The sequence below is a fragment of the Streptomyces sp. NPDC039462 genome, assembly GCF_055639375.1.
Genome location: NZ_JBVKAO010000004.1, coordinates 365,146 through 378,923, shown reverse-complemented (window position 1 = coordinate 378,923; position 13,778 = coordinate 365,146). Strand labels below are relative to the sequence as shown.

12 protein-coding genes are annotated in these 13,778 nt (G+C 72.4%); 8 read left to right on the top strand and 4 right to left on the bottom strand.

What is annotated here, in order from left to right:
* Window positions 1-40 precede the first annotated feature (40 nt).
* Window positions 41-1,468, top strand: coding sequence for an MFS transporter (locus tag ACZ7LU_RS24105; RefSeq protein ID WP_471918137.1), 1,428 nt, complete (start codon window positions 41-43; stop codon window positions 1,466-1,468).
* Here ACZ7LU_RS24105 and ACZ7LU_RS24100 read toward each other — a convergent pair.
* The gene (locus ACZ7LU_RS24100; protein ID WP_398302028.1) at window positions 1,453-1,866 is read right to left on the bottom strand and encodes a hypothetical protein; all 414 of its coding nucleotides are present in this window, start codon (window positions 1,864-1,866) and stop codon (window positions 1,453-1,455) included. The two genes, ACZ7LU_RS24105 and ACZ7LU_RS24100, sit on opposite strands and share 16 nt — an antisense overlap.
* A 94-nt stretch (window positions 1,867-1,960) precedes the next feature.
* Window positions 1,961-2,449 carry an SH3 domain-containing protein gene (locus ACZ7LU_RS24095; protein ID WP_471917971.1) on the bottom strand — a complete coding sequence of 163 codons (489 nt, stop codon included), beginning with the start codon at window positions 2,447-2,449 and terminating at the stop codon, window positions 1,961-1,963.
* 156 nt (window positions 2,450-2,605) lie between these two features.
* Here ACZ7LU_RS24095 and ACZ7LU_RS24090 point away from each other — a divergent pair, with 156 nt between their 5' ends.
* From ACZ7LU_RS24090 to ACZ7LU_RS24065, 6 genes are all read left to right on the top strand, one after another.
* Complete coding sequence (locus ACZ7LU_RS24090; protein WP_468714954.1) at window positions 2,606-3,628, top strand: ATP-binding cassette domain-containing protein; 1,023 nt, start codon at window positions 2,606-2,608, stop codon at window positions 3,626-3,628.
* Complete coding sequence (locus ACZ7LU_RS24085) at window positions 3,625-4,473, top strand: ABC transporter permease (protein ID WP_398302021.1); 849 nt, start codon at window positions 3,625-3,627, stop codon at window positions 4,471-4,473. The genes ACZ7LU_RS24090 and ACZ7LU_RS24085 overlap by 4 nt, the downstream gene beginning before the upstream one ends.
* Window positions 4,474-4,564: 91 nt before the next feature.
* Window positions 4,565-5,416, top strand: a complete 852-nt coding sequence (locus tag ACZ7LU_RS24080) for a hypothetical protein (protein ID WP_471917970.1) — start codon at window positions 4,565-4,567, stop codon at window positions 5,414-5,416.
* A gap of 59 nt (window positions 5,417-5,475) precedes the next feature.
* Window positions 5,476-6,279: an ATP-grasp domain-containing protein gene (locus ACZ7LU_RS24075; RefSeq protein ID WP_471917969.1), complete on the top strand. Its 804-nt coding sequence runs from the start codon at window positions 5,476-5,478 to the stop codon at window positions 6,277-6,279.
* A gap of 99 nt (window positions 6,280-6,378) precedes the next feature.
* A complete protein-coding gene (locus ACZ7LU_RS24070; RefSeq protein WP_471917968.1) occupies window positions 6,379-7,404 on the top strand; it encodes an endonuclease/exonuclease/phosphatase family protein in 1,026 nt (341 codons plus the stop codon).
* 68 nt (window positions 7,405-7,472) lie between these two features.
* The gene (locus ACZ7LU_RS24065; RefSeq protein WP_471917967.1) at window positions 7,473-9,479 is read left to right on the top strand and encodes an FUSC family protein; all 2,007 of its coding nucleotides are present in this window, start codon (window positions 7,473-7,475) and stop codon (window positions 9,477-9,479) included.
* 79 nt (window positions 9,480-9,558) lie between these two features.
* Here ACZ7LU_RS24065 and snpA read toward each other — a convergent pair whose 3' ends face one another.
* Window positions 9,559-10,215, bottom strand: coding sequence for a snapalysin (gene snpA, locus ACZ7LU_RS24060; protein ID WP_471917966.1), 657 nt, complete (start codon window positions 10,213-10,215; stop codon window positions 9,559-9,561).
* A gap of 221 nt (window positions 10,216-10,436) precedes the next feature.
* Here snpA and ACZ7LU_RS24055 point away from each other — a divergent pair, with 221 nt between their 5' ends.
* Entirely contained in the window at window positions 10,437-11,411 is a 975-nt protein-coding gene (locus ACZ7LU_RS24055) for a LysR family transcriptional regulator (protein ID WP_471917965.1), read from the top strand.
* A 29-nt stretch (window positions 11,412-11,440) separates the two neighbouring features.
* Here ACZ7LU_RS24055 and ACZ7LU_RS24050 read toward each other — a convergent pair whose 3' ends face one another.
* A complete protein-coding gene (locus tag ACZ7LU_RS24050; protein WP_471917964.1) occupies window positions 11,441-13,552 on the bottom strand; it encodes a PhoX family protein in 2,112 nt (703 codons plus the stop codon).
* Between the last annotated feature and the right edge of the window lie 226 nt (window positions 13,553-13,778).

The window sequence follows — 13,778 nt, the reverse complement described above, 5'->3', positions numbered from 1 at the left end:
GATCTCGGCGGGCACCGGCCCGGGCAGCGTGCGCGTGCGCATGACCGGCCGCCAGAAGATGGTCCTGACCCTCCTCCTCGGCTCGCAGTTCATGGTCGCCGTGGACTTCTCGATCCTGAACGTCGCCCTCCCCGTCGTCGGGGAGGGGCTCGGCTTCTCCCTCGCCCACCTCCAGTGGATCTCCACGGCCTTCGCGCTCGCCGCGGCCGGTTTCACGCTCCTCTTCGGGCGTATCGCCGACCTGTTCGGGCGGAAGCGGCTGTTCGTCGGGGGCATGGCGCTGCTCGGACTCTCCTCGGCCCTGGGCGGCCTCGCCACCACGCCGGAGGTCCTGCTCACCGCCCGGGTGCTGCAAGGCCTGGCGACCGCGGCGGTCACCCCGGCGGGGCTCGCCCTGCTCACCACCGCCTTTCGCGAGGGGCCGCTGCGCGACCGGGCGCTCGGCCTCAACGGAGCGCTGATGTCGGCGGGCTTCACCACCGGCGCCGTCCTCGGCGGGCTCCTCACCGAACTGCTCTCCTGGCGCTGGGCGTTCCTCATCAACGTGCCGGTCGCCGCGGCCGTCGTCGCCCTCGCCCCGGCCCTCCTCACCGAGTCGCGCATCGTCTGCAGACACCGCCTCGACCTGCCCGGCGCGGTCACCGTCACCGGCGGGCTCCTCGCGCTCGTCCACGGGCTCACTCGGGCGGGCGAGAGCGGGTGGGGCGACCCCGTCGCGCTCGCCGCGCTGCTCGCGGGCGTCGCCCTGCTCGTCGCCTTCCACTTCGTGGAGCGGCGCTCGCCCGCGCCGCTCGTGCCCGTCCGCATCCTGCGGCGCCGCACGGTCGTCTGGGGCAACACGGCGGGGCTGATCGCCTTCGCCACGGAGACCTCGCTGGTCTTCCTCCTGACGCTCTACCTCCAGGAGGTCCTCGGCTACTCGGCGCTCGCGACCGGTCTGGCCTTCGGCGTCCTCGGTCTCGGCACGGTGGCAGGGGGGCTGCTCGGCGGGCGGGTGGTGAGCCGGTTCGGCGGCCGGGCGGCGATCCTCGGCGGAGGCGCGGTGCAGGCCGCCGCCACGCTGTCCCTGGTGGCCCTCGGGACGTCCGGGGGCTGGCTGTATCTGCTGCTGGCCGCCACGTTCGTCGGCGGCGTCGGCAACATGGTGCTCATCGTCGGCTTCATGGTGACCGCCACCTCGGGCGTCGCCGACTCCGAGCAGGGCCTTGCGACCGGTCTGGCGACCATGACCCAGCAGGTCGGCATCACCCTCGGCATTCCGGTGATGAGCGCGATCGTGGCGGCCCGGACAGGGACGGGCGCGGGCGCTGATCCGCAGGCCGTCCTGTCCGGGGTGAGCGTGGCGGTGGCCGTCAACTCCGGGCTGGTGCTTGCCGCTTCACTGCTCGTCGCGCACCGGCTGGGGCGCGGGGCGGGCCGGGAGCGGGACCGGGACCGAGACCGGGACCGAGCTCACTCGGTGGTGTAGTAGCGGTAGAACGTCACCGCGAAGACGCCCGCCGCGACCACCAGCGCCATCACGGTGGACCGCAGCACGCTCGCCCCGCCGAGACTGTAGAGGAAGCCGAACGCGATCCCCGCGAACGCCGTCCAGGACAGCGCGCGCAGTTCGCGCGGGAGCGCGGGCGCCACCCGGTGCAGGGCGAACATGAGGGCGGCGAAGACCAGGCCGGTCACCACACCGAACAGGACGTTCCCGGTGGTGATCGGCCCGCCGTCGCGCCGGATCGCACAGGCCCAGAGGCCGTAGACGACCCCCGCGAGCAGGGCGAGACCGGCCCAGCGGGCCGCGGAGGTCGGGGTGGCGCGTGCGCCGGGGGTGGTGCGGGGCGTGTAGTGGGCGTGAGTGGGCGCGGCATGTGCCATGACGGTTCCCTTCTCTGCACGGGTTGTGCGTCAGTGATCGCGGTACGCGCACGGGGCGTACGTCAGTGATCGCGGTACGCGCACAGGGCGTACGTCAGTGATCGCGGTACGCGCACGGGTCGTGGTCGTGGTCGCAGTCCCTGTGGTCCCGGTGGTCCTTGTCGCGCCACTGCGGGCACGGGTCCTGGGACGACGGGCAGCTCGGCACGTGCCGGCCGTCGGTGTTGATGTACGCCGCGCTCACCCAGCCGCGGACGCCCTCCAGCCAGTACCAGTGCGGGTCACCGTGCACGGTGGTGCCCTTGACGGCGCACTTGACGCGGTCCTCGCTGCCGTACGGGAGCTTCGCGAGGACCGTGCCGCGGGTGCTCGGCTCGTCCCTGACCTTCAGGTCGGGGCCGGAGACGACGGTGCCCCAGATGACGCTGTCGTCGTTATGGGCGGGACTTACGGATGCGGGACTTACGGATGCGGGACTTACGGATGCGGGACTTACGGATGTAGTGGCTGTGGCGGTGGCGGCGGTTCCTGCCGTCAGTACGGCCGCCGCGCAGGCCGCCCCCAGGCCCAGAGCGATTCGCATGATCAGCCTCCTGATCCCCTCATCCAGGAAACACCCGTTCGGCCCAGCGCTCCACCGGAGACCGTTCTAGCCTGGAGACCGATGAGTTTCCGGGGCGGACCCGGTCTGCCCCTACGACACTCCTTCGCGGAACCCCTTGCGAGAAGGCGGGCGGACATGAGCGGCACGGCCATCGAGACCGCGGGTCTGGTGAAGACCTTCGGCGACAACCGCGCGGTCGACGGAATCGACCTCACCGTCCCGGCCGGCACGGTCTACGGCGTGCTCGGGCCCAACGGCGCGGGCAAGACCACGGCGGTCAAGATGCTCGCCACCCTGCTGCGCCCGGACGGGGGCGAGGCACATGTCTTCGGCCACGACGTGGTGCGCGAGGCGGACGCCGTACGCAGCCGGGTCAGCCTCACCGGGCAGTACGCGTCGGTCGACGAGGACCTGACAGGCATGGAGAACCTCGTCCTGCTCGGCCGCCTCACCGGGCACGCCAGGAAGGCGGCGCGGGACCGGGCAGGGCAGCTCCTCGAAGCGTTCGGCCTGACGGACGCGGCCGCGCGGCAGGTGAAGAACTACTCGGGCGGCATGCGGCGCCGCATCGACATCGCCGCGTCCATCCTGAACACCCCGGACCTGCTCTTCCTCGACGAGCCGACGACGGGCCTCGACCCCCGCAGCCGCAACCAGGTCTGGGACATCGTGCGCGCGGTCGTCGGCCACGGCACGACGGTCCTGCTCACCACCCAGTATCTCGACGAGGCCGACCAGTTGGCGGCCCGCATCGCCGTCATCGACAAGGGCAAGGTCATCGCGGAGGGCACCAAGGGCGAGCTCAAGGCGTCGGTCGGCGCGGGCTCGGTGCATGTGCGGCTGCGGGATGCCGCGCGGCGCGAGGAGGCGGCCCGGCTGCTCGGCGCGGTGCTCGACGCGCAGGTGCAGCTGGAGCCCGACCCGGTGGCCCTGACGGCCCGCGTCGGCACCCACGGCGAGCGGAACGGCGGCGGCGCGGCCGAGCAGGCATCGCGGGCGCTCGCCGAGCTGGCCCTCGCCGGCATCACCGTCGACAACTTCTCGCTCGGCCAGCCCAGCCTCGACGAGGTGTTCCTCGCCCTGACCGGCGCGGACGCCGACCACCGGGCACCCGTGACGGAAGACGTGCAGGACCTGAAGGAAGAGGCCACGGCATGAGCGCCCCCGCCCCCACCGAGACCCAGGAACTCGCACCCGTCAGGGCCGAGTCCCTCGCCGAGCTCCTCATCGCCACCGAGCGCCCGGCAAGGCCGACCGCGCTCTCCGCCTGCCTCACCTTCGGCTGGCGCGCCATCCTCAAGATCAAGCACGTGCCGGAGCAGCTCTTCGACGTCACGGCGTTCCCGATCATGATGGTGCTGATGTACACGTACCTCTTCGGAGGGGCGCTGGCCGGGTCGCCGCGCGAGTACATCCAGTACCTGCTGCCCGGCATCCTCGTGATGTCCGTCGTCATGATCACGATGTACACGGGCGTCTCGGTCAACACCGACATCGAGAAGGGCGTCTTCGACCGGTTCCGTACGCTGCCGATCTGGCGGCCCTCGGTGATGGTCGGCTACCTCCTCGGCGACGCCCTGCGCTACGCCATCGCCTCCGTGGTGATCCTGACCGTCGGCCTCATCATGGGCTACCGCCCGGACGGCGGCTTCGTCGGCGTCGTGGCGGGCATCGCGGTCCTGCTCGTCTTCTCCTTCGCCTTCTCGTGGATCTGGACGATGTTCGGGCTGCTGCTGCGCACCGAGAAGTCGGTGATGGGCGTCAGCATGATGGTGATCTTCCCGCTGACGTTCCTCAGCGACATCTTCGTGAAGCCCGAGACGATGCCGGGCTGGCTGCAGGCCTTCGTCAACAACAACCCCATCACCCACGTCTCCTCGGCGGTCCGCGCCCTGATGGACGGCACGTCGCCGACGACGGAGCTGGCGTGGACGTTCGGCTGGGCGCTGCTCCTGGTGGCGGTGTTCGGGCCGGTGACGATGCGTCTGTACAACCGTAAGTAGCGGGTGTTGGCCGCTTGTGCGGCTGACTTCGTTGCCCCATATGCAGTCGCCCCGGTCGCGCCCCGCGTGATCGGGGCCTTGCCTTGGACGCGTGCCGAAAAGCGTCCGCCCCGCCCTGTCCGCCGTCCTCCTCGTCCTCGCCTGCCTCCTGGTGCCGCTCGGGGCGCTCTCCACCTGGGCGAAGTACGAGATCGGGGACCGGGACAGCTACGTCGCCACGATGGCGCCGCTCGCCTCCGACCCCGCGGTGCGCGCGGCGGTGGCGGACGCCGTCACCGACTCGGTGATGAAGGAGATCGACGTGGGCCCGCTGCGGGGCGCGGTCGAGTCGTTCGTACGGGACGCGGTGCGGTCGTTCACCGAGACCGGGGCGTACCGGACGGCCTGGAACGCGGCGAACCGGGGGGCGCACGACGCCGTGCAGTCCGCCCTCAACGACGACTCGAACGGCGAGGTCACCATCGACCTCGCGCCCATCACCGAGCAGATCAAGCGGCAACTGGAGGACGACGGCGTGCCGTTCGCATCGAAGATCCCGGTGAAGCACACGGAGATCACGGTCCTGGAGTCCGAGGACCTCGGCCGGCTGTGGAAGAGCTTCCACACGTTGCAGGTGGCGGGGGTCTGGCCCGCGGTGGCGGCGGCCGCCCTCGCCGTCGCGGGCGTCCTGCTCGCCGCCCGCCGCCGCAGGGCCGTCACCGCCACGGCGCTCGGCATGGCCCTCGCCGCCGCGGTCCTGGCCGCCGCCGTCGCGACCGGCCGCGCCCTGACCCTCGACGACCTCCCCCCGGACATCTCACGCGACGCCGCGGGCGCGGTGTACGACGCGCTGACGGAGACGCTGCGGGTGACGGCCTGGGTGATCATCGCGACGGGACTCGTCGTGGCTCTGGCGATGTGGCTCCTACCGCGCCTGAGCGACCGCCGTCATAGGTCTGCGTAGGTCCGCGTACGCGGAAACTCGCGGGCGGTGACCGGTCGGTTCGATTACCGTCACCGAGCATGTGTACGCCCGGACCTGCCGTTCTGCTGGCCCCGCACCCGCGCAGTTCCACCGCCGTGCTGCTCGCCGAGGCGGCCGTCCGGCGTGGTCTGCGCGTGTCGGCGCGGCTGCCCGTCGCGCCCCCGGCCCCGGTCCCTGCCGTGCACTGGTACGGCGGGCCCCTCGCCGCCGACCAGGTCGCCGGCCGCGCCGGTATCGCGCTGCTCGAACCGGCCGACGGCTGGCTCGCTGCCCTGCCGTACGACCTCACGTGCCGCCGCGTCGACATCACGACGCTCGGTGAGGCGCGGCGGCTGCGGCGGGCCGCCTTCGTGAAGCCGCCGTCGGAGAAGTCGTTTCCGGCGGCCGTGTACTCGGACGGCTCGCGACTGCCGCCTGCCGACGCCGCGGCTCGCGTCACGGACGACGCCGCCGTACTCGTCTCTGATGTCGTCGACTTCGCCGCCGAGTACCGGTGCTTCGTGCTCGACGGGCGCGTCGTCACCGGCAGCCGGTACGCGGTCCGCGGGCTGCTCGGTCCCGGGCCGCTCAGCGACGGCGCCCGCGCCTTCGCCGGCCGGGTCCTCGCGCGCTGTGCGGGGGCGGGACCGCGGCTTCCCCGTGCCGTCGTCCTCGACGTCGGCGTGCTGGCCGACGGGCGGTGGGCCGTGGTCGAGGCCAACATGGCCTGGTTCGCCAACTGTTACGCCGCCGACCCGGACCGCGTCCTCGACGTCGTCCTCGCGGCCACGGGACCGCCCGACGCCGTCGCCCCCGCCGACCGGCCCTTCCTGCGGTTCCCGCCCGATGGGCAACCGTCGTAGGTCCCACCCCGTCTCTGAGGGAGGATGCGCCCGGCGGGAGCGACATGCACCACAGCCACCGACGACGAGAGGCCCGTCCCCTTGGACAGCGTGAACAGCGTGGACAGCGTGAACGACGTCAACAGCACGGCCGCCGACGAGTCCCGGGACGAACCGGCGCCGCGACGGCGAGCGGGGCGGGCCGCCGCGTGGGGTGCCGGGCTGCTGCTCGCAGGGGTGAGCACCGTCATCGGATTCCGGGTCGCCGACTCGGACGGTTTCACGCCCGTGCCGCAGCTCCTCGCGTTCCTGCCCTGGCTGCTCGCGCCCGCGGGGGCAGGGCTGCTGATGGCCGTGCTCGCGCGGTGGCGGACCGGCATGCTGTGGGGCGTCGTCGCGCTCGGCCTCGTCGCCTGGTACATGGAGCCGTACGGGAACACCGACACGCCCCGCGGCTCCGCCGTCGCCGAGCTGCGCGTGCTGACGTCGAACGTCGAGTTCGGGCAGGGCACCCCGGGCCTGGTCCGGGCCGTCCGCGAGGAGCGGCCCGACCTGCTGTTCGTGGAGGAGTGCGACCCGGCCTGCTCGGCCCTGCTCCGCAAGGAGCTGCCCCGCGCCGACTACCCGCACCGCGAGGCCGTCGAGGCGTACGGCGCCGAAGGCTCCGTCATCCTCTCCAAGTTCCCGCTGAAGAGCGCGGCCGGCATCGAGGCCACCCTCGGCATGCCCGGCGCCGTCGCCGACGTCGACGGACATCCCGTACGCGTACAGCTTGCGCACCCCATGCCGCCGCTGCCCCGCGAGGTCGGCCTGTGGCGCTCCGAGCTGCGGAAGCTCCAGGAGTACGCGGCCGCGGGAGGCGGGCGGCCCACCATCGTCGCCGGGGACTTCAACGCCACCCAGGACCACGCCGCGTTCCGTGCGCTCCTGGACGAGGGGTTGCGCGACGCCGCCCGCCTCGCCGGGTCCTCGCGCACCCCGAGCTGGCCCGCCGCCGCCCCCGCGCCGCTCGGCGCGCAGATCGACCACGTCCTCGCCACCCCGGACTTCGCGGCCCGCGACGCCCGCTTCCTGGACATCGGCGACACCGACCACCGGGCCCTGGCCGTCACCCTGACGCTGTACGAAGCCGAAAGGGAGCGTTGACCGGGGTGCCCTGCCGGGCCTTGATCGCCCGGCCCGGGAAAGTAACGTAAAGCACCGATAATGGGCGCATGCCCCGAGAGTCCCGTACCGCCCGTCCGGTCTCACTGAGCCCGCTCACCCCACCCGACTGGCTGGTCAGGTCCCTCAAGCCGCAGTCCGCGCCCATCCCCTGGGCGGCCGTGGCCCGCGCCTCCGTCGCGATGGCGCTCCCCCTCGCCGTCGGCATCCTCGCGGGCAAGCCCACCTATGGCGCGCTCGCCTCCATGGGCGCCCTCTCCGGGGTCATCGGCGACACCGCCGACGCCTACCGCATGCGGATCTTCAACATCGCCGTGCCGCAGCTCTTCGGAGCCATCGGCGTCACCCTCGGCTCGCTCGTCTTCGGGCACGGCTGGGTGGCGGTCGGCGCGGTCACGTTCGTCGCGCTGGTCTCCGGGATGATGTCGACGATCGGCGCCGTCGCCTCCGTGTCGGGCCTGCTCCTGCTGCTCAACTGCGTGGTCGGCGCCGGGCTGCCGATGCCGGGGGAGTGGTGGCTCGCCCCGGCCCTGATGACCGGCGGCGGGCTCCTCGTCCTCGCGCTCGCCCTGCTCGCCTGGCCGCTGCGCTCCGGCGTCCCCGAGCGCTCCGCCGTCGCCGCTTCCTACCGCTCGGTGGCCGCGCTGCTGGATGCGGCGGGCACGGACGCGTACGGCGACGCGCGCACCGCCGTGACGGCATCCCTGAACCAGAGCTACGACCTCGTCCTCGCCCGGCGCACCCGCGACCACGGCCGCAACCCCGAACTGGTCCGACTCGTCGCCCAGTTGAACGCCCTCATCCCGATCGTCGAGGCCGCCCCCGCCGCCGACCAGGCCGCCCGCCACGCCTGCGTACGCCTGCCGCCCGAGGTCCCGGACGCCGTCCGCGCGCTCGCGGACGCGGTGGAGCGCGGCGCGACCGCGCACGCCACCGTCAGCGCACCAGCGACCCGCGCCGCGGCCCGCATCCCGGAACCCCAGGACCACGCCGCCCGCGCCCTCGACCACGCCGTGCTGCACGCGGCGGAGACCCTCGCCGACCCCGACCCGCTCGGCGTCATCGCGGCCGACGACCGCCTCGGCCGCCCCGCCGCCCTGCGCGTCCGCGCCCGCCGCGCCGCCCGCAACGTCATCCTGTCCAGCACCTCATGGCGCTACGGCCTGCGGCTGGCCCTCTGCATCGGCGTCGCCCAGGCCCTGGTCTCCCTCGTCGAAGTCCCCAGGTCGTACTGGGTGGCGCTCACCGTCACCTTCGTCCTCAAGCCCGACTTCGGCTCGGTCTTCTCGCGCGCCGTCCTGCGCGCGCTCGGCACGGCGGCCGGCCTGGTGGTCGCGGCGGCGGTCCTCGCGGAGGTCCCCCACGGCTGGTGGGACGTGCCCGTGATGATGCTCCTGGCCCCGCTCATCCCGGCCCTCACCACCCGCGGCTACGGCTACCAGACCGCGGCGATCACCCCGGTCATCCTGCTGCTCTCCGACATCCTCAACCACCAGGGCCTCGGCCTCGTCGTGCCGCGCCTCGTCGACAGCCTGATCGGCTGCGGCATCACGCTCGTCGCCGGATATCTGCTCTGGCCGGAGAGCTGGGGCACCCGGATCGGCGACCGGCTCGCGGACGCGGTGGCGGACACCGCGCGGTACGTGGAGTGCGCGTTCGGCACCGACGGGGAACCCGCCGAGCGCGCCCGCATGCGCCGCGGCCTCTACCGCGACCTGTCCGTCATCCGCTCCGAGTTCCAGCGCGCCCTGACGGAACCGCCGCCCACCGGCACGCGGGCAGCCGCCTGGTGGCCGCTGGTCGTCGCCGTGGAACGCATCCTCGACGCCACGACGGCGGCAAGGGTCCGCATCCGGCACGGCGCGGAGCCCCCGACTCCGGCCGAGGTGGCCGAAGTAGCCCACGAACTGGACGGCCTGGCGGACCGCCTGCGCAAGTCGGTGATCCTGGAGAAGGGCCACGCGAACTTCACGGACAACTCCAAGGAGAGCGTCTTGGAGCCCCTACGCCAGGAGGTGGGCGCGGCACGGGCGGTGGCCTCACCGAAGGGTAGGTAAAAGGGGCGCGGGGAACTGCGCGACCAGCCACAACCGGCCCGCAGCTCCCCAACAACCGAAAAACCCGTTACAGCCGCGCTCAGCGAACCTTGTGCAGCGCCTTGGCGAACCCATTCGCCCAAAGCTGCTCGACCTTCGAGCGCTCCGCCGCATCGGGCTGCGCATTCGTGCAGGAGGGCCCGGGCCCACCGCCCGACATCAGCTGGCTGCACGGCCCGTCGTACGTGTCGGGCAGCCCGAGCACGTGCCCGGTCTCGTGCGCGGTGACGCGCGTCGAGTCGTACTCCTGGTTCTGCGCGTGGTCCAGGAAGATGTAGCCCTTCCCGTGGCCGTCCGTGCTCGCGTACGAGCCGCGCGGGTCGTCACCCTCACGGTACTCGAAGCTCGCGCCGGAACTGCCCTCCTGGAGCTTGACGTTGGAGACGGCGCTGTTCCATATGGACGTGGAACTGGCTATCTGCCGGGCGAAGGACGGGGCGCCGGACGCGTCGTACGTGACGGTCACGGACTTGGCTCCGGGGTTGGCCGCGCGCTTCTCGGCGACCGCCTTCACGACGGCCTCGAAGAACGCCTTGTTGGCCTTGGCCTCCGCGGCCGATCCCTCGTACCGGGCGTACGAGGACTGGCCGGAGCCGACAGGGCCGGCCGGTGCGGCGGAGGCCGAGACCGAGGTCGCGCCGAGTCCGGCCACGGTGAGGCCGAGGACGGCCGCGACAGACAGGTAACGCTTGTTCATGTGTGGGGGGCTCCCTACTCGTTCCACGACCGCGTGGGGCAGTCGATGAAAGGTGAACGGTTCGGTACCGGTGAGTGTCGGGGAGCGTGTGACGCGTGGGGATGATGGCAACTCGCGATAGCACGGAGCTATCGCCGGGACCCGGCCTGCCCAGATCGGCCGGTTCTCATGGGGTTTGAGCGTCTGGTGCGGCGGCCGTACCGCCTCTACGCTCAACGGCCATGGAGCTCGAGGTCAGGCACCTCCGCGCGCTGTGCGCCATCGCCGACACCGGCAGCCTGCACAAGGCCGCGCGGCAGCTCGGCATGAGCCAGCCGTCGCTGACGACACAGCTGCGGCGCATCGAGCACGCGCTCGGCGGCCAGCTCTTCGCCCGCGAGCGCACCGGCTGCCGCCCCACCCAGCTCGGCCGGGTCGTCCTCAGCCGCGCCCGCCCCCTCGTCACGGAGATGCGGGCGCTGGTCGCCGAGACCAGGGCGGCCGCCACCCGCACCGCCGAGGGCCCGCAGCTGCGCATCGGCTCCACGGCGAGCCGTGCCATACCGGGCTGGCTGCGCAGACTGCGCGCACGGCTGCCCGGGACCGAGATGTCCCTCCAGATGGACGTGTCCGCGAACGCCCTGCTGCGCATGGTGGAGACCGGCCAGCTCGACATCGCCTTCGTGCACGAGGTGGAGGGCTGCCCGCTGCGGATGCCGGAGAGCCTGCGAAGACGGATACTCCTCGACCGGGAGCCGCAGTTCGTCTCCCTCGCCGCCGACCATCCGGCGGCGGACCGTCCCGTCGTACGCCTCTCCGACCTCGCGGACGACCGCTGGATGGTGGACCCGACGGTCGACGGCGAGTGGGACGGCCTGCGCCGCGTCCTGACCGCGGCCGGCCTCAACCCCCGTGTCCTGCACGGCGACTACCTCACCGCATCCTCCCTCGTCGCCACGGGCGAGGTCGTCACCCTCTGCCAGCCGACCTCGCGCGGCAGGACCGACATGGCCGTACGCCCCCTGTACGGCGACCCCCTCGGCGTACGCCTCATTCTGACGGCGCGCACCGAGGAAGAGCTCGACGCGGTGTACGGCGAGCTGGAGGCCGCCTACTGGGAGGCGGCACGGCAGGCGCCCGCCTACGCGGAGTGGCTGCTGCGGGCCGGCGACGCCCGCGGGACGACCGGCGGAACGCTGGTCTCGGCCACCCGCTGACGCCCGCCGCCCCTCACTGTCCCGGCGTATCAGACGCCGATGTCGCGGCCGTCCTCGCGCCACACCGCGACGACCGACGGGCGGACGATCTTCCCGGGCCCGTCGGGCCAGGCGCTCGCCGGCTTCTCCACGGACGCGCCGTCGACCTCGCCCGGGTGCTGCACGGAGACGAGCACGCGCCGCTCCTGCACGATCGGGCCGCAGGTCTCCGCGCCGGTCGGCATGGTCAGGAACTGCTTGAGCTCGCCGCGCCGGTCACCGCGCGTGGCGACGCCGAAGAGGCCGTCGTGCGAGCCGAGCTGGTTGCCGTCGGTGGAGATCCACAGGTTGCCGTGCGGGTCGAAGGCGACGTTGTCGGGGCAGGAGATCGGGGAGACCCGCTCCTTGGGGAAGCCCGCGAAGTACGTCGAGGGGTCGTTCGGGTCGCCGGCGACGAGGAAGAGCGACCAGCCGAAGGTGGTGGCGTCCGCGCGATTGCGGCGCTCGGTCAGCTCCAGGATCTGACCGTGCTTGTTGAGGTTGCGCGGGTTGGCCTCGTCGGCACCGGCCTTGCCCGCCTTGCCGCGGTCGGAGTTGTTGGTGAGCGCCACGTACACCTTGCCGGTGTGCGGGGACGGCTCGATGTCCTCGGGGCGGTCCATCTTCGTGGCGCCCACCTTGTCACCGGCGAGACGCGTGAAGACGTACACCTCCTCGGCGGTCATGCCGTCGACGTGCGAGACGGCCTTGCCGCCGGGGCCCGCGGTGGCGAGCGGGATCCACTTGCCGCTGCCGTCGAACTCCCCGTCCTCCGGGAGCGTCCCCTTGCCGTCGATCTCGGCCGCGGGCGAGTCGCCGGTCAGCTTGGCGACGTAGAGGGTGCCCTCGTCGAGGAGCGTCAGGTTGTGCTCGTGGGCGGCCCGGGAGGTGCCCTTGGCCATGCGCTTGCTGCTGACGAACTTGTAGAAGTAGTCGAACTTCTCGTCGTCGCCCATGTAGACGACCGGGCGGCCGTCGTCCGTGAGGCGCGGCTGCGCGGCCTCGTGCTTGAAGCGGCCGAGCGCGGTGCGCTTGCGCGGGGTCGAGTCGGGGTCGTACGGGTCGAGTTCGACGACCCAGCCGAAGCGGTTGGCCTCGTTGGGCTCCTGGGCGAGGTCGAAGCGGCGGTCGAACCGCTCCCACTTCCGCTCGGAGGCGGCGCCGGTCACGCCGTACCGCTTGAGGCGGGCGGTGGTCGTCGGGTCGGTCACCTTCTCCGCGTTGGCGAAGTACTGGTTGAAGTTCTCCTCGCCGTGCAGCGTCGTGCCCCACGGGGTGGTGCCGCCCGAGCAGTTGTTGAGGGTGCCGAGCACGGTGGTGCCGCGCGGGTCGGCCTTGGTGCGGACGAGCTCGCTGCCGCGCACCGGGCCGGAGATCCGGAAGGGGCTGGTGGCGGTGAGGCGCCGGTTGAGGTGGTGCCGGCTGACGGCGCGCAGCTTCCCGCTCTTCCGCTCCCCCTCGACCACGACGACGGACAGACCGTGGGCGGCCCAGGCGATCTCGACCTGCTCACGGGTGGGGTTCTCGGGGTCGTACCCCTTGAACATCAACAGCTCGTCCGTGTACTCGTGATTGGCCACGAGCACCTGCCGCCCGGGCTCACGCCGCAGCGGCAGCAGACTCAGAAAGTCATTGTTGTACCCGAACTGCCCGGCCTGCGCCTTGGCGGTCTGCTTCGACGCGTCGAAGGCGGGGGCGCCGCGCAGGATGGGCTCGCCCCAGCGGATGACGACGCTCTGCTCGTAGCCGGCGGGGATGGTGACGGTGTCGGCGGTGTTCGGAGCGACGGGCGCGAACCGGAGTCCGCGCGCCCCCTTGCTCTTCTTGTCGCCGGGGTGGCCGGGGTGGCCGGGCCGGCCGGTGGGCGCCGCGGCTGCTGCCTGCGGGGCGCCCGGGTCCGCTATGACCGCACCGCCCGCGGCGGCGGCGACGGTCACCACGGCGGCGGCGCGCATCATCGAACGGCGGCTGAGCGCACCGGCGATGACGTCCCCGACGTACTCGTTCTCACTGGTGTTCGGGACCTCGCCGAAGCAGGCGTCGCCGCAGCGGAAGCGGCAGGTCAGGGCGGAACGGCCGCCGCTCCCCTGATGCGAGGTGATGATCGGCAGCAGCTTGCGCACGTGTCCTCCGTCGTCTGGCATGGCCTGTTTTCGCCGTGACGCTATGGGCGGTATTCGGCATAACGACGGCCGGAGGGTGAACGGAGAGTGAATCCGCGACGCACGGGAAGAAGTTGAGGCCAGGCAGGCAGTGAGCTGATGGGGGCGGAGGAGGAGTCCCGTGCCGGTCGATGACCCTGCCCAAGATCGCCCACAGCGGCGGCTAACCTTACGTGTCCGCCCTGGC